We start from the raw sequence: 22,478 nt of genomic DNA, 5'->3' as shown, positions 1-22,478 counted from the left end.
CCGCTGCGACGCGCTTCCTCTCTGGAGCCTGTCATGAAGCATCGCCTGTTTGCCGCCTCGTTTGCCCTGGCTGCCGCGCTTCTGGCCTCGTCCTCGTCATTTGCCGCCGGCACGTCCGGCATCATCCACTTCACCGGTATGATCGTCGAGCCGCCGTGCTCGTTCGCGCTCGACACCGCCGACACCGCACATGCGCACGTGCGCGCCGACTGCCCGCGCCCGGTGACCGGACAAGTCGCGTTCGTCGACGCGGCCAGCCTGCGCACGATCAAGACCACGACCTTTACGCAGGCGTCGCGCGCAATCGTTTTACCGGACCGTCCGGGCAACGCGCATGCGCCGATGATCGCCGTCGTCACCTATCAGTAAGCAACATGCGCCGCCGGCGTCGCGTGGCGCGTCAGTCGCGATGGCTGGCGATCCAGTCGCTGAACGCGCGAATCTTCTGCTGGCTGCCGATGCTCTCGGGATAGACGAAGAAATAGCGGGCGCCGGTCTCGAGCACGATGTCGAACGGCCGTTCGAGCCGGCGCGCGCTGACGTCGTCGTCGACGAGCGTCACGTCGCCGATCGCGACGCCGAAGCCCTGCATCGCCGCGTTCGTCGCGAGATCGAGCGTGTCGAAGGTCGGGCCGCGCTCCGCGTCGACGGCACGCTCGCCCGCGTAATCGAGCCACGCGCGCCAGTCGCGATGGTCGCGCGTCGGATGCAGCAGCGTATGGCGCGCGAGATCGCCGACCGCATCGAGCGGCGTCGCGTGCCGCAGCTCGGGTGCGCACACCGGCGTCAGCCGCTCGTCGAACAGCGGCAGCGCGAACACGCCCGCGCCCGGCGACGTGCCATAAACGACCGCCGCATCGAACGGCTCGGTCGAGAAATCGACGACGTGCTGCCACGCGGTCGTGATCTGCACGTGGAGATCGGGATGCTCGCCCTGGAAGCGCATGATGCGCGGCAGCATCCAGCGCATCACGCAGGTCGGCACCTTCAGCGCGAGATCGGTGCGCTGCCGCGTGAGCTTCATCGAGATGTCCTCGATCCGCGCGAAGCTCTCGTTGACGACCGGCAGCAATTGCTCGCCCTCCGCCGTCAGCGTGAGGCCCTTCGCGTGCCGCTTGAACAACGGAAAGCCGTAGTGCGCCTCGAGTGTCAGGATCTGCCGGCTCACCGCGCCCTGCGTGAGGCACAGCTGCTCGGCCGCGCGCGTGAAGCTGCGGTGGCGAGCCACGGTCGAAAAGATCTGCAGCGCGTGCAGGGGCGGAAGTCGGCGCATGACGAAGCGGGTAAGGCGGGTAAACGGACCGCGGATCGCGGATCGACCGCGCCGAACGACGGCGCGGCAGGACCGCGCGTCGACATCGGCGCGCGCTGATCGACACGATAAGCCAAACGCGGGCTTTACGCGAGGTGCGCCGGGCGCTCAGGTCGTAGGAACTAGCGCACCCGCCACGATGCGCGCCGCCGACACGACAACGTCCGCGCGTGCCGCCGCGCTCAGGCGGTGGGAACAAGCGCACCCGTCGCGATGCGCGCCGCCGACGCGACGACGTCCGCGCGTGCCGCCGCGCTTAGGCCGTGGGAACGAGCGCGCCCGCCGCGATGCGCGCCGCCGATGCGACGACGTCCGCGCGTGCCGCCGCGCCGGCACGCGGCTGCGTGAACGACACGGCCAGCACGATCGGCGCGCGCGACGGCGGCCACAGCACCGCGACGTCGGTCGTCGTGCCGTAGCCGCCGGTGCCGGTTTTGCCGGCACTGCGCCAGCCGGGCGGCACGCCGGCCGCGATCCCGGTCGCGCCGCCGGTCATCCATTCGGTGAGCTGCGCACGCTGCGGCTCGCGCAGCGTGTCGCCGAGCAGCAGCCGCTGCAGCATGTCGACCATCGCGACCGGCGTCGACGTATCGCGCTCGTCGCCGGGCGCGGCCTGGTTCAGTTCGGGTTCCCAGCGGTCGAGCCGGAACGCGGTGTCGCCGCTTTCATGCGCGAACGACGTGACGGCCTGCGGACCGCCGAGCACGCCCATCAACAGGTTCCCCGCGCCCTTGTCGCCCGACTGCAGCAGCGCGGTGCAGAGCTGCGCGATCGTCATCCCCGTATCCACGTGGCTTTCCGTCACCGGCGACCCGGCCACGACCTCGTAGCGGCGGTACAGGATGCGGCGCGCCAGCAGCGATGCGTCGAGCGAACCGCGCGCGAGTATCGCGGCGGCGGCGACGACCGCATAGGTGCCGCACAGCGGGAAGCGCTCGCGCGCGTGATGCGCGATGCGCGTGCCGTTCGACGTATCGAGTGCGGCAACGCCGAGCCGGCCGTTCGACGCTTTTTCGAGCGCGGCGAGCTCGGCTTGGGCGACGTGGGCGCGCCCCTGGTCGGCGACGGGTGCCGACGAGCAGGCGGCGACGAACGGCGCGGCGACGGCGGCGAGCAACAGCGAGCGGCGTGTCGGAGAGTGTTCCATGGATGAAGGCTGTTCGGTCGGAAACGGTGGCATGGAGCAACGCACGCGCGCATCGGCGATGCGCGCGTGTTCACGCCGACGGCCGGCTCGCGACGGCATTCGCCGCGCATCCCCGAAGACGTCCGTCGGCCCCGCATGCGGCGGGACTCACATGAACAGACCCTAGCGTAGCAGCGCGCGCCGCTCGCGTCAGCCTTGCGACGAAGGCAGGTACGGCATCGGATTGACGGGCTTGCCGTCACGCCGCACTTCGAACAGCAGCGCGACACGCGCGTTGTCGAGGTCGCCCATTTCGGCGATCTCGTCGCCCTGGCGCACGATGTCGCCGGTCTTCACGAGCAGCTTGCGGTTGTGCGCATAGGCCGTGAGGAAATCGGCGTTGTGCTGGACGATGATCAAGGTGCCGTAATCGTTCAGGCCGGTGCCCGCGTACATCACGCGGCCGTCGGCGGCCGCGCGAACCGGGTCGCCCGGCCGGCCGGCGATCTGGATGCCGCGGTTCTGCCCCGGCTTGAACGCATCGACGATCTTGCCCTGCGCGGGCCATTTGAGCGCCACCGCGCCCGCATGGCGCCGGGTTTCCTTCACGACCTGCCGGTCGCTCGCCGTCGATGCGCTCGCCTGCGCGGCGCCCGCCGCATTGCTCGCGGCGGCCGGTGCGGCCGCTTGCGCGCTGGCCGGCGCCTGCAGCGACTGCTGCCGGACGATGCGCAGCACCTGCCCCATGCGCAGCGCGCCGCGCCCGTTGAGCTTGTTCCAGGTCCGCAGGTCGGCGACGCTGCAGTCGTTGGCGGACGCGATGCCCGACAGCGTGTCGCCGCGTTTCACCACGTACTTCTGCGCGACGAGAATGGGCGCCGGCGGCGCCGCCGGCGCGGCGGCGGGCTGGCCCGACGTCGAGCCCGCCAGCGTATCGCTCGGCGGGACGGACGGCGTACTGGCGCAACCGGCCATGACGAGCACCGCGGCCAGGCCGGACAGCCACGCCGACTTGCGGCAAATCTCGCGCTGTTTCATGGACGATCGACTCCGGTTTGACAATCTTTCAAGCATCTCAAAAACGGAACGGCCGACGTGTAACCGGATGCAAACAATGATGACAAACGATCACGAACCGGGTGCCGGCAAACACTTGTTACCGGGAATACGGTCGGATTCGGAAAAACTTGACGGTATTGGACGGGCGATTCGGAAGAAATTTCGCGATGCACTGATTATTTCGAAAAGCTTTCATTGCGCGCGTGAGCGCGCCGGCGAGCCAATGCGGCCCGCACCGCCCGCCCGCTCAACGCAGCCAGTCGACCAGCTCCGCGCAGGCCCACGCGATGCCGATGCACAGGAACAGCACGTGCAGCGCGATCTTGAACGACACGCCCCACGACGAATCGACCCGCATGACAGTCTCCCCCGGTTGATATGCGGCCATGATCCGGCATCGATCCCGCCCCGAAAATGCGGAACCGGCGAACCGGGCCTCAGGCCCAGCCTGAGACCGGTGCGGCGGTTCCTGCTAACTTATCGGCCATACCCATCCTTACGCGCCCCCACCGATCATGCGCTTCGACCTGACCGACCTGCGGCTCTTCCTGAACATCTGCGAGGCCGGCACGATCACGGGCGGCGCCGAGCGCACCCACATCACGCTGCAGGCCGCCAGCGAGCGCATCCGCGGGATGGAGGACGAGCTCGGCGTGCCGCTGCTGCACCGGACCAAGTCGGGCGCGCAGGTAACCGACGCCGGCCGCGCGCTCGAGCACCACGCGCGCACGGTGCTGCAGCAGATCGACCACATGCGCGGCGAGCTGCAGCAATACGGCCAGGGGCTGCGCGGGCATATCCGGCTGCTGTGCAACACGGCGTCGCTGAGCGAATACCTGCCCGACGCGCTCGCCGCGTATCTGCCGCTTCACCCGAAACTGTCGATCAGCGTCGAGGAGCGCTCGAGCCAGGACATCGTGCATGCGATCCGCAACAGGACGGCCGAGGTCGGCATCGTCGCCGATTCGGTCGGGCTCGGCGGGCTCGAACAGAAGCCGTTCAGAGAGGACTGGCTGATCGCGGTCGTGCCGGCCGGTCATCCGCTCGCCGCGCGCGACAAGGTCGCGTTCGACGAGATCGCCGACGCGGACTTCATCGGGCTGACCGACGGCAGCGCGCTGCAGGTCCATCTGGCGGACCAGGCGCGTGCACTCGGCAAGCGGATCCGCTACCGTGTGCAGCTGAAGAGTTTCGATGCGATCTGCCGCGTGATCGCAAGCGGCGTGGGGATCGGCATCGTGTCGCGCCATGCGGCCGAACGCGCGATGCAGACGATGGACGTGCGGCTCGTCGAGCTGTCCGATGCGTGGAGCCACCGCAAGCTGACGCTCTGCGCGCGCTCGTTCGATGCGCTGCCGAAATACACGCAGGCGTTCGTGTCGTATCTGTCGGGCGACATGCCGCCACGCTGAACGTCGCGCGCTCCGCTCCGCAACAGCGCGGCGATAACCGAGGAGACATCGCAGCCATGACCGGACCCGAACTCGCGATGCACTATCGCGCCTACATCGACTGCCTGAACCGGCAGGACTGGCCGGCGCTCGGCCGGTACGTCGCCGACAACGTGATCCACAACGACCGGCCGCTCGGCCTGGCCGGCTATCGCGCGATGCTGGAGCAGGATTTCCGCGACATTCCGGATCTCCATTTCGAGGTCCGGCTGCTCGTGTGCGAACCGCCGCGCATCGCATGCCGGCTGCGCTTCGCCTGTGCGCCGAAAGGGACCTTCATGGGGCTCGCCGTCGACGGCACGCGCGTCACGTTCGCCGAGAACGTGTTCTACGAATTTCACGACGGAAGGATCCGGCAGGTGTGGTCGGTGATCGACAAGGCCGCGATCGAAGCGCAGCTTTAGCACGGCGCGGGACGGCCGCCAGACGGGATCGACGAGCCGATATCCGGCCTGATCCGATTTGACTCTTAAGGGTAACGTTTTCCACCAAATCTCACCGAAAAACGCACCGCCCGTGTACCTTTCCGCCACCGCTGTCACCGCCGAGATATTCACGCCGCGCCGCAGCGAAAAAAAACAGAAATCGCGGAAATTTCTACGTGAATATGCCCCTCTTCATGCACCTCGTGCTTTGGCCATTCGGGTTTTCACCGGCGCATCCGGCGCGAAAGCGCGTTGACATCGAATCAATCGAAGCCTAAATTTGGAAAACGTTTTCCTTCCATATTGGCGCGACTGCGGCCACGGCTCGCGCAGGGAGAACGCTTGCCTGCTCGAGTAGTGATTCAAGCCGTCCGTCCACAGGGATCAGGGTTGCGAGACGGAGGCCGGGTCGGGCGTCGAGCGCGGCAACGGTTGAACCCGCCCGCCCTTCATTACCATTCGAACCTGGAGACACAATGCATACGCGCAGCAGATTCGCGCTCGGCGCCGCGCTCAGCGCCTTTTCCGTCCTGTTCGTCAGCGCATGCGGCGGCAACGACGTGACCGCCCCGCCGCCCACGTCGCCCCCGCCGTCGACACCCGCGCTCGCACCGAACTCGCTGCACGCGCTCGTCTACGGCGCACCCGACACCAGCGTGCCGGCCGGCACGACCATCCCGGTCACGATGATGGGGCAGATGCGCGCGCTGTTCGACCTGATCCGGAAGTCGCCCGACTTCACGCAGGTCGTCATGGATCTCGGCGACGGTTCGCCGGTTCACGTGCTCGACACGAACACCGGCGACAAATTCCTGCCCGGCAAGCTCGCGCTCGGCCTGTCGTACATCCTGATCGACATGAAGTCGAAGGGCGATCCGCAATACGCGAGCTACCTCGCGACGTACCAGACGATCACGACCGCGATGATGGCGCAGTCGGGCAGCAACTACACGTATGCGAACACGTCACGGGGCGAGTACTACTACCTCGTCGCGCTGAACAACCTGAAGGCGCACGGCATGCTCAACGAAGTCTTCAGCGACGCGATGCTCGCGACGCTGCAGCAACGGCTCACCTTCTGCGACATGTTCGGCCCCGATGCGAGCGGCAAGACCAGCACCTGCCCGGCCGCCGGCACGCCGATCGACATCGCGTCGCTCAACACCGCGCAGAATTATTATGCGGTGTCCTACGGAATCGCCGGCCTGCGCCAGAAACTCGGCTGGAGCAATCCGTCGTTCTCGTCGGCGACCGATCCGGCCGTCGCGACGATGGGTGCGCGCGATGCGCTGCTGTACACACTGACGAACCACATCCGCAAGGATTCGTCGGGCGGGTTCTCCGACGAAGCGTCGAACACGCACACGACCTACTACGACCAGGCGCGCTTCGACCGCTACAGCACGCTGCTGATCGGTGAAGTGGTCGAGCGCACGTTCGAGATGGACAACGTGGCGAATCTCACGCCCGAACTGAAGGGCTATCTGCGCAAGTCGGTCGACCTGATCCTGCCGCAGCTGAACGCCAACGGCCAGGGCTTCAACTACGGCCGCTCGATCGGTCCGTACGGTGATTCCGCATTCATGGAGGTGCTGACGGCCGCCGCCAACGCCGGCGTGCTGACCGACCAGGAGAAGCAGGTCGCGTATGCGTTCATCTACCAGGCCGCGCATCGTTTCGACACGTACTGGTACGACCCGTCGCTGCCGACGCCGTCGGTGAACATGTGGGTCAAGGGTCGCGGCACCGACGCGTATCGCGGCAAGCCGCGCGTGATGGGCGAGAACTTCAGCCTGCTGCACCAGTACCTGTACGTGAACGCGTGGTGGAACAAGCTCGGCTTCGGCGGGAAGGCGCCGATGGCCGATGCGGACTACGGCGCATGGCTCGACGCGCTGCCGCGCTACACGCTGACCTGGTACAACCAGCCGACCGATGCCGCCCATCCGTACAGCGCCGCGCTGCTCACCGTGCGCGACGGCCGGCGCGTGATCAACCTGAACCTGAGCCAGGCGCCCGACTACAACTCGTACACGCCGTACTACCCGGTGCCGTTCTCGGACAAGCTGATCTACGGCACGACCGATCTCGGCTATGCGCTGCTGGTGCCGCAGGTGACGTACAACGCAAAGACGTACATTCCCGTCACGTACTACAAGAACCTGAACGTGCAGCAAAGCAACGGCCAGGTGATCGTGTCGTTCGATACGACGAAGTTCCGTCTCGCATCGAAGAACGCGGCATACACGACGGATCTCGATCTGCAGGTGCATACGGTGCTGACGTTCGCGCACGGCACCGTCTCGCGCAGCGATACGCTGAGTTCGGGCACGCTCACGGGCAACCTCGCGGTCGAGACGGACTTCACGTCGTTCGCGGATTTCGCGTCGACGCAGGCCAACGGCGACGGCGTGTCGGTGACTTACGCGAACAGCGCTGCGACCGGCTATGCGGCGTCCGGGTTCGACAACTGCGCGCTGTCCGCCTTCGACACGGTCAACGGCGCGACGAACCCGCTGTCGACGACGCCGGTCGGCCAGCTGCATTCGAACTTCGCATGCAAGACCAGTCCGTTCGCGCTCGGTGCGGGCGCTACCCGCACGTTCGGGTGGACGCTGAAATACGCCGACCCGGCCTGAGCGGCATGGCCGCCGTTCCGTGAGCGTCCTCGAAGCCGGCTTTGGAAACCGGCTTCGGGGCATTCACGCCGGGCGCGCATCGCGCGTGTCGGCAATGCCCGCTCACCGCCACGCCGAAACCGCCATATAGGCGCCGAGCGCGATCATCCCGACGAAGAAGCAGCGCTTGAACACCTTCTCGCTCATCACGCGCCGCGCGTACTGCCCGCCGATCATCCCCGCGAGCGCCGGCACGAGCGCCAGCGCCGATACGCCGAGATCGACCGTCTGCAGCGCGCCCGTCACGCGCAACTGCAGGCCGAGCGTGATCGTCGACGCGGTAAACGACAACCCGAGCGCCTGGATCAGGTCGTCCTTCGACAGGCGCAGCGCCTGCAGGTACGGCACGGCCGGCACGACGAACACGCCGGTCGCGGCCGTCACGACGCCCGTCAGGTAGCCGACCGCGGCCGACAGCCACTTTTCGTGACGGCCCGGCGCGGGCAGCCGCGCGGCGGCGAGCCCCCAGCCGCCGTATGCGACCAGCACGATGCCGAGTGCCGCACGGGTCCACGCGCTGCCGGCCGCGAGTGCGGGCAGCCCGCCCGTCAGCGTGCCGAGCGTCAGCCCGGCGAGCAGCGGCCACAAACGCCGCAGCAATGGCCGGAACGACGGGCCGAGCCACAACTGCCACACGTTGGTGATGAACGACGGCACGAGCAGCAGGCTCGCGGCGGCCGACGGCGGCATCGCGAGCGTCAGCAGCCCCATCGCGATCGTCGGCAGGCCGAGGCCGATCATGCCCTTGACCGCGCCGGCGAGCAGAAAGACCAGCACGATGATCGTCAGCGTATGCGTTTGCATGGCGGGGGTTCGGTCCGGTTGAATACGGCGCCGATGGTGAACCACCGTCACGCCGTCGGCCATCTGGCTTTGCCTGAGGCTGGCTCGGGCCCGCCCGGCGGGGCCTGTCACGCCGCTACCCCGCCACCCATCGCCCCGTTGCCCCGTTGCCCCGTCGCCCCGTCGCCCCGTCGCCCCGCCATGCGCGCCGTTCAGGCACCGTGCGCCGGTCCCCGTCCCTGCTCGCTGTCGAGGTGAGCCATCTGCGCGGCCGGATAACGCTCGCCGGCAGCCGCCCCGGCGGGCACCGCCGTTTCGATGCGGGCGAGATCATCGACCGTTAGTTGCAATTTTGATGCCTGAAGCGCGTCCTGGAGTTGCGTGCGCTTGCGTGCGCCGATCAGCGGCACGATGTCGTCGCCGCGCGACAGCGCCCACGCGATCGCGATCTGCGCCGGGTTGCTGCCCTTCTCGTCGGCGATCGCGCGCAGCGCGTCGACCAGCGCGAGGTTGTGCGCGAGGTTCTCGCCCTGGAACCGCGGGCTGGCCGCGCGGAAATCGCGCTCGCCCTGCCGCGCCGCACTCCAGCCGCCGCCGAGCAGCCCGCGCGACAGCACGCCGTAGGCCGTCACGCCGATCCCGAGTTCGCGGCACACCGGCAGGATGTCCGTCTCGATCCCGCGCGACAGCAGCGAGTATTCGATCTGCAGGTCGGCGATCGGAGCGACGGCCGCCGCGCGGCGGATCGTGTCGGCCCCGACCTCCGACAGGCCGATGTGGCGCACGTAGCCGGCCTTCACGAGATCGGCGATCGCTCCGACCGTCTCTTCGATCGGCACCGCCGGATCGACGCGCGCCGGCCGGTAGATGTCGATGTGGTCGGTGCCGAGCCGCTTCAGCGAATACGCGACGAAATTACGGATCGCCTGCGGCCGCGCGTCGTAGCCGACGAACGCGCCGGCCGGATCGCGCAGCGCGCCGAACTTCACGCTGATCAGCACCTGGTCGCGCGTGCGGCCGCGCAGCGCGTCTCGGATCAGCATCTCGTTGTCGCCCATCCCGTAGAAGTCGCCGGTATCGAGCAGCGTGATCCCGTTGTCGAGCGCCGCGTGCAGCGTCGCGATGCTTTCGTCGCGATCCGCCGGCCCGTAGAGATCCGACATCCCCATGCAGCCGAGCCCGATCTCCGATACCTGCGGGCCCGTGCGGCCCAGTTGACGCTTGTCCATGTCCGTTTCCTCGCGGTGGTGAGTGAATGAACCGGATTCTGGGCGTAACGCGGCGCGCGATAAACGCGAAACGCCCAACCAAATCATTCGACGCTGATTAACAATGGAGCCTGTCCCGATCCGCCACGTTTCCGCCCCGCATGGACCATCTGCATGCAATGCGCATCTTTGCGCGCGTCGCTCACCTCGGCAGCTTCACGAAAGCCGCCGAGCAGTTGCAATTGCCGCGCCCGACCGTCAGCAATGCCGTCCAGTACCTGGAGAAGCACCTGAAGGTGCGCCTGTTGCAGCGGACGACGCGGCGCGTCGCGCTGACCGCGGAAGGCGCGACCTACTACGAGCGCTGCACGCGGCTGCTGGCCGACCTGGACGACGCCGAGACGCTGTTCGACGAAGCCGGTGCGTCGCCGCGCGGCCTGATCCGCGTCGACCTCCCCGAGCGCTTTGCACTGGACAAGGTGATTCCGGCGCTGCCGGATTTCCACGCACGCTATCCCGACCTGCGCGTCGTGCTGAGCACGACCGACCGCTTCGTCGATCTCGTCGCCGACGGGATCGACTGCGCGGTGCGGGTCGGCGTGCTGTCCGACACGTCGCTGGTCGCGCGGCGCGTCGGCGAGATGGCGCAGATCAACTGCGCGTCGCCCGCGTATCTTGCGCGATACGGCACGCCGCGCTCGCCGGACGATCTGCCCGACCACGTCGCGGTCGGCTATTTCTCGAGCCGCACGGGCCGCGAGCTGGACTGGGAATATGCGGACATGGATTCCGGCGCGCTGCAGACCGTGAAGATGCGCAGCGTGGTTGCGGTGAACAGCTCGCACGCGTATCTCGCGTGCTGCCTCGCGGGCCTCGGGCTGATCCAGGCGCCGCGCGACGGGCTCGCGCCGCTGCTGGAAGACGGCTCGCTGGTCGAGGTGCTGCCCGAATGGCATGCGGCGCCGCTGCCGGTGTCGGTCGTGTTTCCGAACAGCCGGCATCTGGCGCCGCGCGTGCGGATCTTCGTCGACTGGCTCGCGCACACGCTCGACGACGCGCACCGGGCACAATGACGACGGCCGGCACCGGGGCAACCCACCCCGGGCGCCGGCCGGTCAAGGGCACTCAGAACTTGTGGCGGATCGCGGCGCGCACCGCGAACTGGTTCGCCGACGACGACGGACCGTCCGTCCCGACCACGTAGCCGCCGTCGGCCGCGGTGCCCGTCTTGTCGCCGGCGACCTTCTGCCATGCGCCCTGCAGGTAGACGTCGGTGCGCTTGGACAGGCTGTAGTCGGCCATCAGCCCGACCGTGTGATATTTCGGCTTGAACGAGCCGGCCGCGGCGTCGAACTTGCCGTCGGTATACACGTACTGCGCGCCGAGATAGAAATCGGGCGTGAGCTGGTACTTGCCGTTGATCTCGAAGTTCTGGAACCTGGTCGCCGTGAGCCCGAGGCCGTCGAACGTCGACGCCGGCAGGTAGACGGTCGACACCGGGTTCTTCACGTCGGTCTTCGTATAGACGAAGCCGACCGTCGCCGGACCGAACGTATAGTTGATGCCGCCGCCGAAAATCCGCAGGCGGTCGGCGACGAAGTTCGCGTCGTCGGCCGCGATCGCGCCCGCATTGCCGACGCCCGGGCTGTTCGCCTGCAGATACGCGGCCGCGACCTGCAGCCCGGCCAGCGAATACTGCGCGCCGATGCTGTACTGGCGGTTGGTCGAGAAGCCCGTGCTGTTGCTGAAGCTGTAGGTGCCGCCGAACGACAGCCCGTTCCAGTCGGGGCTCGCGTACTTGACCGTGTTGTTGACGCGGAACGAGTTGTCCGTGTTGTCGTTGTCGAACGGGTGCGAGAACAGCGTGCCGCCCCAGTTGCCGTTCGCGGTGAGCGGCGCGAGATAGTCGACGAGCGCATCGTACTGGCGGCCGAAGGTCAGCGTGCCGAAGCGCGACGCGCTCAGCCCGACGAACGCCTGGCGGCCGAACATCCGGCCGCCCTGGTTGAACCGGCCGTTGTTCACGTCGAAGCCGTTTTCCAGCGTGAAGATCGCCTTCAGCCCGCCGCCGAGGTCCTCGCTACCCTTCAGGCCCCAGCGGCTGCCCTGCGCATAGCCGCTCGCGAGCTGGTAATTCGTTTTTCCGACCCCGTTCACGCTCACGTTGTTCGTGTAGTTGAAGCCCTCGTCGATCAGGCCGTACAGCGTCACGCTGTCCTGCGCGAAGGCCGGCGCGGCGAAAGCAGCCAGCGCGGCGGCAAAAATGACGTGCTTCTTCATGACGGATCTCCGGAGCCGGGTGCCGGGCAGGCCATTCGCCCGGCGATTGTTTGGTCTGATTTATAGAGGTGGCCCGCAGGGCGGACTGCGCGGTGTGCGGCCGCGAGGACAAAATGGTGTCACGTCGCAAACCGCCCGTCCATCGGGGCGTGGGCGCGGCCAGCAAAGCGTTGCGCTCGTCCAACTGCCCTGTTCTTCCGATGCCATGAGCACGCTTATCGGCAGCGGCCGGCCGGCCCGCTATCCGCGTAAACCCGGACGGCACCGTATCGGTGGCACAATGCGCATCCGTTCGTCATTTCTTCACGAATTCATGCTTCACCCCGATTCATGCGCGGCAGGTGCCGGCCGCGCACGCGGCGCGCGCCGGGAGGCGGCCCGATGACCGCCGCCGCCCGGGCCGGCCGCTACGCCGAACTCGATTTCTTCCGCGGCCTCGTGCTGCTGGTGATCGTCGTCGACCACATCGGCGGCAGCATCCTGTCGCGCGTGACGCTGCATGCGTACGCGCTGTGCGATGCGGCCGAGGTGTTCGTGTTCCTCGGCGGTTTCGCGACCGCCATCGCGTACAACTCGCTCGCCGAGCGCCACGACGAGGCCGCCGCGCGCCAGCGTTTCATCCGCCGTGCGTTCGAGATCTACCGCGCATTCCTCGTGACGGCCGGCCTGATGCTGCTGATCACCGCCGTGCTGAACGCGTTCTCGATCGACGGCCCGAACATGCCGACCAACGATCTCGACGGCCTGCTCCACAAGCCGCTCGCCGCGCTGCGCGACATCCTGCTGTTCCGCCGCCAGCCGTATCTCGCGTCGGTGCTGCCGATGTATGCGTTCTTCGCGCTGCTCGTCCCGCTCGCACTGCCGCTCGCGCGCACCCAGCCGTGGCTGATGCTCGCGTTCAGCGGCTCGCTCTGGTACGCGGCGCCGCACGTCGCGCGCTTCTTGCCGACCGTCGAAGGCGCGCCGTGGGACTTCAACCCGTTCGCGTGGCAGTTCCTGTTCGTGCTCGGCGTGATCGCGCGCTGCCAGCCCGTCTACCAGACGCTCGCGCCGAAACCGCAGGGCTGGCTGCTGACGGCCGTATCGCTCGCGATCGTCGCGGCCGGCGCGTACTACCGGCTGCGCGTCGAGCCGTTCCCGACCGATCCGTCGATCAAGCAGAACCTCGGCGCGCTGCGGCTCGCGAACTTCCTCGCGATCGCGTGGCTCGCGGCCAAGCTCGTGCACCTCGGGTGGATGAAGAAGGTCGCGCACGCGATGCCATGGATCGGCACGATCGGCCGCCAGGGGCTGCTGTGCTTCGTCGCCGGCACCGGCATCTCGCTCGCGGTCGACTCGCTGCTCTACCAGGCGACCGAAGGCTATCTCGACGTGCCGCTCGGCCTGGCTGCCGACGTCGTCGCGATGGGCCTGCTGTATCTCGTCGCGAAGCTCTATGCGCCGCTGGTGTCGCGGCTGTCGTTCCCGTTCCGTACGCGGCGATGACGTGCCGCGCCGTCACGCGCCGCTGCTACGATAGCGGGCGCCTCTCCTGAAACGCTTCGCCATGCGCCGACTCGCCCTTCCGTTCGCCATCGCCCTGATCGCCGGCTCCATCGCCACCGCCCACGCCACGCCGGGCGGGCCCGCGGCTGCGCCGGCGACGTCCGCGCCCGCGATCGTCCCGCCCGCAACGGTCGCGCCAGCCGCCCAGGAACCGCCGGTCAATCCGGGCAGCAGCATCGTGCTGCGCGCGTTCCGGTCGGCGTCGCTCAAGCGCGACTGGTCGTACACGGTCTACCTGCCGCCCGGCTACAACCCGGAAGGCGCGCGCTACCCGGTGCTGTACCTGCTGCACGGCAATGCCGGCAATGCAAACGACTGGATCACGCAGGGCCGGCTGCAGGCCACGGCCGACACGCTGATCGAACGCCGCGAGATCCCGCCCGTCGTGATCGTGATGCCGCAAGGCGGCACCGACTGGTACGTCGACCGCAAGGAGAAGATGCAGAGCGCGTTCCTGAACGACCTGCTGCCGGAAGTCGAAGCGCACTTCGCGGTGTCGAACCAGCGCGCGGGCCGCGCGATCGGCGGCGTGTCGATGGGCGGCTTCGGCGCGCTGCGTTTCTCGCTGCTCGAACCGGGCCTGTTCTGCGGCGCGATGCTGTTGAGCCCCGCGATCTACGCGAACGAGCCGCCGCTCAATTCCGCCGCGCGCTATGTCGGCGTGTTCGGCGACCGGCAGTTCGACCCGCGCGTGTGGCACGAGCTGAACTACCCGGCCCTGATGCGCGGCTATTTCGCGCGCAACTGGCGCGTGCCGATGTTCATCGCGGCCGGCGACGACGACCTGACGATCCAGGCCGAATCGAGCGTGCTGTACACGCAACTGCGCCGCGCGCAGAACCCGGCCGAACTGCGCATCGTCGATGGCGGGCACACGTGGGACGTGTGGCGCGGGGTGCTCGGGTCGGCGTTGAAGTACGCGCTGGAATGCGTGAAGTAATGCGTGACGTAATGGAGCCGGCCGACGCGTCAGGCAACCGCACGACGATCACCTGACGCCGCTTCCTACTCTGCGCCGGCGTCGCCGGCGCAAGGCGCGCGCCGCGCTGTCGCGCTGCCTCGCGCCCGATTCAATTCCACGCGTGACGCGCCGGCCGCACGCCGTTCAGGTAGTAGTTGCCGACGAGGTGATACTTCCACCGCACCGGATCGTGCAGCGTGTGCGTGCGCGCATTGCGCCAGTGCCGGTCGAGATTGTGTTCGGCGAGCGTCGACTGCGTTCCCGCCAGCTCGAACAGCTTCTCGCCCGCGAGCAGCGCGATCTCGGTCGTCAGCACCTTCGCCTCGCCGACCGCGACCGATGCACGCGCGACATCGTCGTCGGTCACCGTGCCGCGCGCGCCGATCTCGTCGAGCGTGCGCGCCGCGCGTTCGAGCAGCGCTTCCGCCGCATGCAGCTGGATATGCAGACGGCCGATCTCGCGGACGATCAACGGATCGTCGGCCGCCCGTTCGACGCCGCTGTCGACCCACGGCCGCGTGCGCGTGCGCACGAACGCCTCCGTATCGGCGATCGCGGCCTTCGCGATGCCGGCATCGATCGCCGCCTGGATGATCTGCGACAGCGGGCCGTTGAGCGTCGGCTCGTCCGACACACGCTGCGCGTGCAACACATGCGAAGCCGGCACGCGCACGCCGTCCAGCACCACCGTGCCGCTCGCGGTCGTGCGCTGCCCGAAGCCCGACCAGTCGTCGATCACGGTCAGCCCCGGCGTCGGCTGCGGAATGTAGGCGAGCCATGCCTGCTGCGCATCGTCGAGGCCGAGCACCGGCACGTAATGCGCGAACAGTGCGCCGGTCGAATAGAACTTCGTGCCGTCGACGACATAGTCGTCGCCGTCGCGCCGCACGCGCGTCTTCAGGTCGAGCACGTGCTTCGTGCCCTTCTCCGAGAAGCCGTTGCCGAAGCGCTTGCCGCTCAGGATCTCCGCGAAGAAATGGCGCTTCTGCGCGTCGGTGCCGGCCAGCGCGATCACGTCGACCAGCCCGAAGTGGTTCTGCGGCAACTGCCCGAGCGACGCATCGGCCGCCGCGACGATCTTGATCACCTCGGTGAGCGTCACGTTCGAGACGCCCGCGCCGCCGTAGGCCTTCGGCACCGTGATCGCCCACAGCCCCGACTGCGAGAACCATTCGATCTCGTCGCGCGGCAGCCGGCGCTCGCGGTCCCGCTCGGCGGCCCCTTCGGCCAGCCGCTGCGCGAGTGCCTGCGCAACCGCGATCGCCTGCGCGTCGTCGGCGATCACGCGGGCCACCTGCGGTCTTGCGTCGGCCGGCCGGTCCTGAATCGTCGCGCTCGTATCTGACATCGGGCTCTCCTGTCGAATCACGAAAGCACTCAATCTAGCAGCGCGCCGCAGGCCGGCAAACCGAGCGATTCTCGTAACGATATTCCTTCGGATAACAAACGACATCGCACGGCACCGCATCCGCCTCCGCGCTTCGGCGTCGCAATCGATGCCCTGGCGTCGACGTTTCACGGCGCCGTTCGCGTAATGCGCAGCGACGATAACGATCTGCGAATCCGTTATTGGAACGTGCGCGTCGTGCTTCCTATACTGGGCTCCCGGTGCAAACGGCCCCGCCCTACGAGGAACCCCGCATGACTTCGTCGCACGCAGATACCGAATTGTCCACCGGCACCGACTACGACGCACTCGCGAGCCGGTTCCGGCCGATCTTCGACCGGATTGCCGCCGGCACCGCCGAGCGCGAACGCCGCCGCGAACTGCCGTACGAAGCGATCGGCTGGCTCAAGGCCGCCAGCTTCGGCGCGATACGGCTGCCGGTGCGTGACGGCGGCGCCGGCGCGTCGCTGCCGCAGCTGTTCCGGCTGCTGACCGAACTCGCCGCCGCCGACTCCAATCTGCCGCAAGCGTTGCGCGGCCACTTCGCGTTCGTCGAGGACTGGCTGAACGCGCCGCCCGGGCCGCAGCGCACGACGTGGTTCGATCGTTTCGCGAGCGGCCAGCTCGTCGGCAATGCGTGGTCGGAAGCCGGCGACGTTCCGCTCGGCCAGACGATCACCAAGGTATCGGAGCAGAACGGCCGGCTCGTGTTGAACGGCCGGAAGTTCTACAGCACCGGCAGCCTGTTCGCGGACTGGATCGACGTGTTCGCGCAGCGCGAAGAGGATGGCAGCGACGTGATCGTCGCGATCGCCACCGGGCAGCCCGGCGTGATACTCGAAGACGACTGGGACGGCTTCGGCCAGAAAACGACCGGCAGCGGCACGACGCGCTTCGAGAATGCGGCGGTCGACGCCGACCACGTGATCGATTTCGCACGCCGCTTCAAATACCAGACCGCGTTCTACCAGCTGTTCCACGTCGCCACGCTGGCCGGCATCGGCCATGCGATCGTGCGCGACGCGGGCGAGCTCGTGCGCGGCCGCACGCGCGTGTACAGCCACGGCAACGCCGCGCGCGCCGGCGACGATGCGCAGCTCCAGCAGGTGATCGGCGAAATCGCGTCGTGGGCCTATGCGGCCGATGCGCTCACGCTGCGCGCTGCGCAACCGCTGCAGCAGGCGTACGTCGCACGCTTCGGCGGCGACGACGAAGCCGAACATGCCGCCAACGTCGCCGCCGAAATCGAATCCGCGCAGAGCCAGCTCGTCGTGTCGGAACTCGTGCTGCGCGCGGCGACGCGCCTGTTCGACGCGCTCGGCGCATCCGCGACGCGCAGCACGACCGCGCTCGACCGTCACTGGCGCAACGCGCGCACGGTGTCGTCGCACAATCCGCTCGTCTACAAGGCGCGGATCGTCGGCGACTGGGTCATCAACGGACGCACGCCGCCGTTCGTCTGGCGCGTCGGCAACGGTGCGGGTGCGCAAGCCGGCACGGAAACGGGAGCCGCGCGATGAGCAAGACCATCCGCTTCAACGCGTTCGAGATGAATTGCGTCGGCCATCAGTCGCCCGGCCTGTGGGCGCATCCGCGCGATCGTTCGTGGCAGTACAAGGATCTCGACTACTGGACCGATCTCGCCCGCGTGCTCGAACGCGGGATCTTCGACGCGATCTTCATCGCGGACGTGATCGGCTATTACGACGTCTACCAGGGCAGCAACTACCACGCGCTGCACCAGGCCGCGCAGATTCCCGTCAACGATCCGCTGCAGCTCGCCGCGCCGATCGCGATGGCGACCGAGCATCTCGGTATCGGCATCACCGCGTCGACGACGTTCGAGCATCCGTACACGTTCGCACGCCGGCTGTCGACCGCCGACCATCACACGAAGGGCCGACTCGCGTGGAATATCGTCACGTCGTACCTGGAAAGCGGCGCGAAAAACGTCGGCGACAACGGACTGCGCACCCATGACGACCGCTATGCGGTCGCGGCCGAATACGTCGAGGTGCTGTACAAGCTGTTCGAAGGCAGCTGGGAAGACGGCGCGGTCGTGCGCGATCGCGACGGCCGCGTGTTCACGCATCCGGAGAAGGTGCACGAGATCGGCCACAAGGGGCGCTTCTTCGACGTGCCCGGCTATCACCTGTGCGAACCGTCGCCGCAGCGCACGCCGGTGCTGTTCCAGGCCGGCGCGTCCGGCCCCGGCAAGGCGTTCGCCGCGCAGCACGCCGAATGCGTGTTCGTCGCCGCGCCGACCCGCCCGCAACTCGCGCGCTATGTCGCCGACGTGCGCGCGCAGGCCGCCGCCGCGGGCCGCGACCCGCACGACGTGCTGATCTACAACCTCGTCACGGTGATCGTCGACGAGACCGACGAGAAGGCGCGGGCCAAGTTCGACGAGTACCGTCGTTATGTGTCGTACGACGGCTCGCTCGTGTTCATGTCCGGCTGGACCGGCATCGATTTCGGCCAGTACGCGCCGACCGATCCCGTCCGGCGCGTCGAGACGAACGCGATCGTGTCGGCCGTCGAGCATCTGGCCGGCGGCGATACCGCGTGGACGATCGAGGAACTGGCCGCGTGGGGCGGCATCGGCGGGATGGGGCCCGTGTTCGTCGGCTCCGCGCAGACCGTCGCGGACATCCTGCAGGAATGGGTCGCTGCGACCGACGTCGACGGCTTCAATCTCGCGTATGCCGTTGCGCACGAAACCTTCGAGGACATCGTGCGCTACCTCGTGCCGGAGTTGCAGCGGCGCGGCGTCTATCCGACCGAATATGCGCCGGGCACGCTGCGCGAGAAGCTGTTCGGTGCGTCGGCGCGGCTGCCGGACGCCCATCCGGCCGCGCGGTTTCGCGACATCGAACAGGTCAAGCGCGACGCGCAACAGGTGGCCGACTACGCGTGACGGCCAGCCGGGCTGGCCGGCCCGCACGAGAAAGGCCGGCCTTCCCGACGAACGCCCCCCACGCAACTGCCGCACCGGTTGCCTGATGCACTGCCACTGATCGCGCCTGTCAGGTCAAAGCCACGTCCCGCCCTGCCGCTCGTTCGGTTCATCGGCGAGCGCGTCGAAATCGTGAATCCAGTCCAGGTGATGCAGCACGCTGTCGCGCTCACCGAGACGCGCATTGCGCGCCTGCGCGGCCGGCCCGTCGGGCAGATGCAGCACGTCGGCCGCGGAGATCGACGCGTACTGCACCTTGCGCGTGCGGCCGCGCCGCAGCCGCTCGTACGCTTCCTGCGCCTCGCGCCAGTTGCCGCGCCCGGCCTTCGCCAGCTGCGCGGCCAGCACCATCGCGTCCTCGATCGACTGGTTCGCGCCCTGCCCGTGATGCGGCACCAGCGCATGCGCGGCGTCGCCGATCAGCGTCACGCGCCCGCGGCTCCAGCGGCCGAGCGGCGGCCGGTGGAACAGCCCCCAGCGCTGGCTGATCGGCACCGCGGTGATCATCTGCACCACCGCCGGATGCCAGTCCTTGAACAGGCGCAACTGCTCGCCCTCTTGCGCCGGCATGACCCAGTCGCGGGACGGCCACGGCGACGGATGACGCTCGACCAGCAGGAAGTTCTGGTCGCCGTTGTCGCCGATCGGATAGTGCAGCAGATGGCCGTGCGGCCCGACCCAGAACTGAATGGTCTCGGGATCGGGCAACAGGTCCATCCGCTCGGCCGGCACCACGCCGCGAAAGCCCGAGCACCCCGAATACAGCACGTCGTCGTAGCCGAGCATCCAGCGCCGCGTGATCGAACGCGCGCCGTCCGCGCCGATCACGAGATCGGCATCGACGCGTACGCCGTTGGCAAAGCTCAGCGTGACGCGATCCGGATGCTGCGCGAGATCGACGAGCCGATGGCCGAGATGAATCTGCTCGACACCGACCGCCTTCGACAGGATCGCCTGCAGGTCCGCGCGATGCACGCCCCAGTACGCGCCGCCGAACTGCCGGCGATAGTCGGGTTCGCCGCGATGATGGCCGATCACCGTGCCGCTGCGCCCGTCGCGATAGACGAGGCCGGGAATCTCCGCGCACACCGCGTCGAAAGCCGGCCGTAATCCCATCCGTTCGTAGAAGCGCGTCGCGTTGGCCGACAGCGCGACGGCTGCCCCCACCTCGCGCAGCACGTCGGTCTGCTCGTACAGTTGCGCGTCGATGCCCAGCTCGCGCAATGCAAGCGCCAGCGTCAGGCCGCCGATGCCGGCCCCGACGATCGCGATCCTCAGATTCGTCTGCATGATGAACGTGTCTCCGATATTCAGATGGTGAGTGGTCGAGGCCGCGGCGCGCGTGCCCCGCCCGGCGCGCCTGTCGAACGCGAACGCCGTATCGGTATTTTCAGCAGCGCCCCCTTATCCCACAATAAAATGCAGGGAATCTGCTTCATCACTGACCGGAATGATCGGAGACAACCCGGAACCATGGAACTGAGCGAGATCGACCTCAATCTGTTGCTGCTGTTTCAGCGACTGATGCAGGAGCGGCGCGTGTCGACCGTCGCCGAGCAGATGAACATGAGCCAGCCGGGCGTCAGCAACGCGCTCGCGAAGCTGCGCCGCCGGCTCGGCGATCCGCTGTTCGTGCGCGGGCCGGGCGGCGTGGTGCCGACACCGTTCGCGCTGCGCCTGGCCGAACCGGTTGCGCACGCGCTGTCGACGCTGCATGCCGCGCTCAACCCCGAGACCGGTTTCGATCCGCTGCGCGCATCGCGCACGATGACGATCGGGATGACCGATATCGGCGAAGTCGTGTTCCTGCCCGCGCTGCTCGAACACCTGTCGCGCACGGCACCGGGCATCGCACTCAATACGGTGCGCAACACGAGCGTCAACCTCGCCGACGAGATGGCCGGCGGCCGCGTCGATCTCGCGATCGGCCTGCTGCCGCAGTTGCAGGGCGGGTTCTATCAGCGCCGGCTGTTCGATCAGCGATACGTGTGCCTGTTCCGGCGCGGGCATCCTCTCGAGGACGCGCCGCTGACCGTCGACGCATGGCGAGCGGCCGAGCATCTCGTCGTGGTGTCGGCCGGCACCGGTCACGGCCAGGTGGACGAATGGCTCAAGCGCCGCCGCGTGAAGCGCCGCGTGCGGCTGACGGTGCCGCATTTCATGAGCGTCGGCTATATCCTGCAGCGCACCGACCTGATCGCGACCGTGCCGGAACACCTGGCGCTGCAGCTCGCCGCGCCGTTTTCGCTCGGCTGGCGCGCGTTGCCGGTCACGCTGCCGGGAGCGCCGATCCACATGCTGTGGCATGCGCGCGTGAATCAGGATGAAGGCAACCGGTGGCTCCGGGACGTCGTGGTCAGCCTGTTCGCGCAAGCCGGAACGCGCGAACGCAAGGCCGCGCCGACGCGCAAGGCATAGCCGCTCGCGTCGCGAAATCCGGCGTGCGCGGTAGGATGTCGCTTCGACCGGCGCGGCGGGTCCATCGCGCGCCCGCCGCCGCTTTCCTCACCCAACCCGCAGGAAATCAAGCCATGTCTGTCTCGAAGAAGTTCGCCGCCGTCACGGGCGCCGGATCCGGCATCGGTCGTGCCGCGGCAATCGCGCTCGCGAACGCCGGATTTGCCGTCGCGCTGATCGGACGCAAGGAAGCCTCGCTGCGTGAAACGAAAGAGGCGATCGTCGCCGCCCATGGCGACGCACACGCGTTTCCGGCCGACGTCACCGACGAAGCGTCGGTCGACCACGCGTTCGCGCAGATCGCGCAGCGGTTCGGGCGGCTGGACGTCCTCTTCAACAATGCCGGGCGCAATGCGCCGGCCGTGCCGCTCGACGAACACGAGTTCGACGTATGGAACGACGTCGTCGCGACGAACCTCACGGGCGTCTTTCTGTGCGCGCGGGCCGCGTGGCGCGTGATGAAGGCGCAAACGCCGCAGGGTGGCCGGATCATCAACAACGGCTCGATCTCCGCCTATACGCCGCGCCCGAACACGATCGCGTACACGGCCACCAAGCATGCGGTGGCCGGCATCACCAAGTCGCTCGCGCTCGACGGCCGTGCATACAACATCGCGTGCAGCCAGATCGACATCGGCAACGCGGCGACGTCGCTGACGGATCGCATGACGGAAGGCGTGCTGCAGGCCGACGGCCGCATGGCGCCCGAGGCGCGGATGGACGTCACGCATGTCGCGAATGCGGTCGTTCAGATGGCGAATCTTCCGCTGGATACGAACATCCTGAACATGACGATCATGGCGACGACGATGCCGTTCGTCGGACGGGGATAAAGCCCGGCGCCGCGCCG

General features: G+C 68.0%; 19 protein-coding genes. 11 read left to right on the top strand and 8 right to left on the bottom strand.

From position 1 onward, the window contains the following. The first annotated feature begins 33 nt into the window (after window positions 1-33). Window positions 34-369 carry a type 1 fimbrial protein gene (locus U4012_RS17965; RefSeq protein WP_321800445.1) on the top strand — a complete coding sequence of 112 codons (336 nt, stop codon included), beginning with the start codon at window positions 34-36 and terminating at the stop codon, window positions 367-369. 31 nt (window positions 370-400) lie between these two features. On the opposite strand, the gene U4012_RS17960 is transcribed toward U4012_RS17965, so the two are convergent. The 3 genes from U4012_RS17960 to U4012_RS17950 form a co-directional block, all read right to left on the bottom strand. Then, window positions 401-1,273, bottom strand: coding sequence for a LysR substrate-binding domain-containing protein (locus U4012_RS17960; RefSeq protein ID WP_257769935.1), 873 nt, complete (start codon window positions 1,271-1,273; stop codon window positions 401-403). A 295-nt stretch (window positions 1,274-1,568) separates the two neighbouring features. Then, on the bottom strand, window positions 1,569-2,459 hold the full coding sequence (gene bla, locus U4012_RS17955; protein ID WP_321800442.1) for a class A beta-lactamase: 891 nt from the start codon (window positions 2,457-2,459) through the stop codon (window positions 1,569-1,571). 189 nt (window positions 2,460-2,648) lie between these two features. Further along, on the bottom strand, window positions 2,649-3,476 hold the full coding sequence (locus U4012_RS17950; protein WP_321800440.1) for a peptidoglycan DD-metalloendopeptidase family protein: 828 nt from the start codon (window positions 3,474-3,476) through the stop codon (window positions 2,649-2,651). A gap of 536 nt (window positions 3,477-4,012) precedes the next feature. On the opposite strand from U4012_RS17950, the gene U4012_RS17945 reads away from it, so the two are divergent. From U4012_RS17945 to U4012_RS17935, 3 genes are all read left to right on the top strand, one after another. Beyond that, window positions 4,013-4,909, top strand: a complete 897-nt coding sequence (locus U4012_RS17945; RefSeq protein ID WP_257769921.1) for a LysR family transcriptional regulator — start codon at window positions 4,013-4,015, stop codon at window positions 4,907-4,909. A gap of 56 nt (window positions 4,910-4,965) precedes the next feature. Next, window positions 4,966-5,352: an ester cyclase gene (locus U4012_RS17940; RefSeq protein ID WP_044843235.1), complete on the top strand. Its 387-nt coding sequence runs from the start codon at window positions 4,966-4,968 to the stop codon at window positions 5,350-5,352. 497 nt (window positions 5,353-5,849) lie between these two features. After that, window positions 5,850-8,012 carry a hypothetical protein gene (locus U4012_RS17935; protein WP_321800436.1) on the top strand — a complete coding sequence of 721 codons (2,163 nt, stop codon included), beginning with the start codon at window positions 5,850-5,852 and terminating at the stop codon, window positions 8,010-8,012. Between the two features lie 102 nt (window positions 8,013-8,114). Here the strand turns inward: U4012_RS17935 and U4012_RS17930 are convergent, their stop codons facing one another. Further along, the gene (locus U4012_RS17930) at window positions 8,115-8,855 is read right to left on the bottom strand and encodes a sulfite exporter TauE/SafE family protein (protein ID WP_321800434.1); all 741 of its coding nucleotides are present in this window, start codon (window positions 8,853-8,855) and stop codon (window positions 8,115-8,117) included. Window positions 8,856-9,046: 191 nt separating this feature from the next. Further along, window positions 9,047-10,063 carry an aldo/keto reductase gene (locus tag U4012_RS17925; RefSeq protein ID WP_321800432.1) on the bottom strand — a complete coding sequence of 339 codons (1,017 nt, stop codon included), beginning with the start codon at window positions 10,061-10,063 and terminating at the stop codon, window positions 9,047-9,049. A 140-nt stretch (window positions 10,064-10,203) separates the two neighbouring features. Between U4012_RS17925 and U4012_RS17920 the strand changes: the two genes are divergently transcribed. After that, window positions 10,204-11,115: a LysR family transcriptional regulator gene (locus U4012_RS17920; RefSeq protein ID WP_321800430.1), complete on the top strand. Its 912-nt coding sequence runs from the start codon at window positions 10,204-10,206 to the stop codon at window positions 11,113-11,115. Between the two features lie 52 nt (window positions 11,116-11,167). Here U4012_RS17920 and U4012_RS17915 read toward each other — a convergent pair whose 3' ends face one another. Continuing rightward, on the bottom strand, window positions 11,168-12,322 hold the full coding sequence (locus U4012_RS17915; RefSeq protein WP_321800428.1) for a porin: 1,155 nt from the start codon (window positions 12,320-12,322) through the stop codon (window positions 11,168-11,170). Window positions 12,323-12,703: 381 nt separating this feature from the next. Here U4012_RS17915 and U4012_RS17910 point away from each other — a divergent pair, with 381 nt between their 5' ends. Both U4012_RS17910 and U4012_RS17905 read left to right on the top strand, forming a co-directional pair. Next, window positions 12,704-13,807 (top strand): OpgC domain-containing protein, encoded by a 1,104-nt coding sequence (locus tag U4012_RS17910; RefSeq protein ID WP_044843341.1) that lies wholly within the window; start codon window positions 12,704-12,706, stop codon window positions 13,805-13,807. A 61-nt stretch (window positions 13,808-13,868) separates the two neighbouring features. Then, a complete protein-coding gene (locus tag U4012_RS17905) occupies window positions 13,869-14,807 on the top strand; it encodes an alpha/beta hydrolase (RefSeq protein WP_321800425.1) in 939 nt (312 codons plus the stop codon). A gap of 130 nt (window positions 14,808-14,937) precedes the next feature. Here U4012_RS17905 and U4012_RS17900 read toward each other — a convergent pair whose 3' ends face one another. Beyond that, the gene (locus U4012_RS17900) at window positions 14,938-16,176 is read right to left on the bottom strand and encodes an SfnB family sulfur acquisition oxidoreductase (RefSeq protein WP_321800423.1); all 1,239 of its coding nucleotides are present in this window, start codon (window positions 16,174-16,176) and stop codon (window positions 14,938-14,940) included. A gap of 293 nt (window positions 16,177-16,469) precedes the next feature. Between U4012_RS17900 and U4012_RS17895 the strand changes: the two genes are divergently transcribed. Further along, window positions 16,470-17,735, top strand: a complete 1,266-nt coding sequence (locus U4012_RS17895) for an acyl-CoA dehydrogenase family protein (RefSeq protein ID WP_321800421.1) — start codon at window positions 16,470-16,472, stop codon at window positions 17,733-17,735. Next, a complete protein-coding gene (locus tag U4012_RS17890; RefSeq protein WP_321800419.1) occupies window positions 17,732-19,132 on the top strand; it encodes an LLM class flavin-dependent oxidoreductase in 1,401 nt (466 codons plus the stop codon). Before U4012_RS17895 ends, U4012_RS17890 begins: the two co-directional genes overlap by 4 nt. A gap of 114 nt (window positions 19,133-19,246) precedes the next feature. Here U4012_RS17890 and U4012_RS17885 read toward each other — a convergent pair whose 3' ends face one another. Further along, complete coding sequence (locus tag U4012_RS17885) at window positions 19,247-20,461, bottom strand: FAD-dependent monooxygenase (RefSeq protein ID WP_321800417.1); 1,215 nt, start codon at window positions 20,459-20,461, stop codon at window positions 19,247-19,249. 183 nt (window positions 20,462-20,644) lie between these two features. Here U4012_RS17885 and U4012_RS17880 point away from each other — a divergent pair, with 183 nt between their 5' ends. Both U4012_RS17880 and U4012_RS17875 read left to right on the top strand, forming a co-directional pair. Beyond that, window positions 20,645-21,589: a LysR family transcriptional regulator gene (locus U4012_RS17880; protein WP_321800415.1), complete on the top strand. Its 945-nt coding sequence runs from the start codon at window positions 20,645-20,647 to the stop codon at window positions 21,587-21,589. Window positions 21,590-21,702: 113 nt separating this feature from the next. Further along, window positions 21,703-22,461 (top strand): SDR family oxidoreductase, encoded by a 759-nt coding sequence (locus tag U4012_RS17875; RefSeq protein ID WP_321800413.1) that lies wholly within the window; start codon window positions 21,703-21,705, stop codon window positions 22,459-22,461. Window positions 22,462-22,478 lie beyond the last annotated feature (17 nt).

The organism is Burkholderia sp. BCC1988 (assembly GCF_905339895.1).
Lineage (GTDB): Bacteria > Pseudomonadota > Gammaproteobacteria > Burkholderiales > Burkholderiaceae > Burkholderia.
The sequence above is the reverse complement of the archived record's forward strand: the minus strand, read 5'-3'. Positions and strand labels throughout refer to the sequence as shown.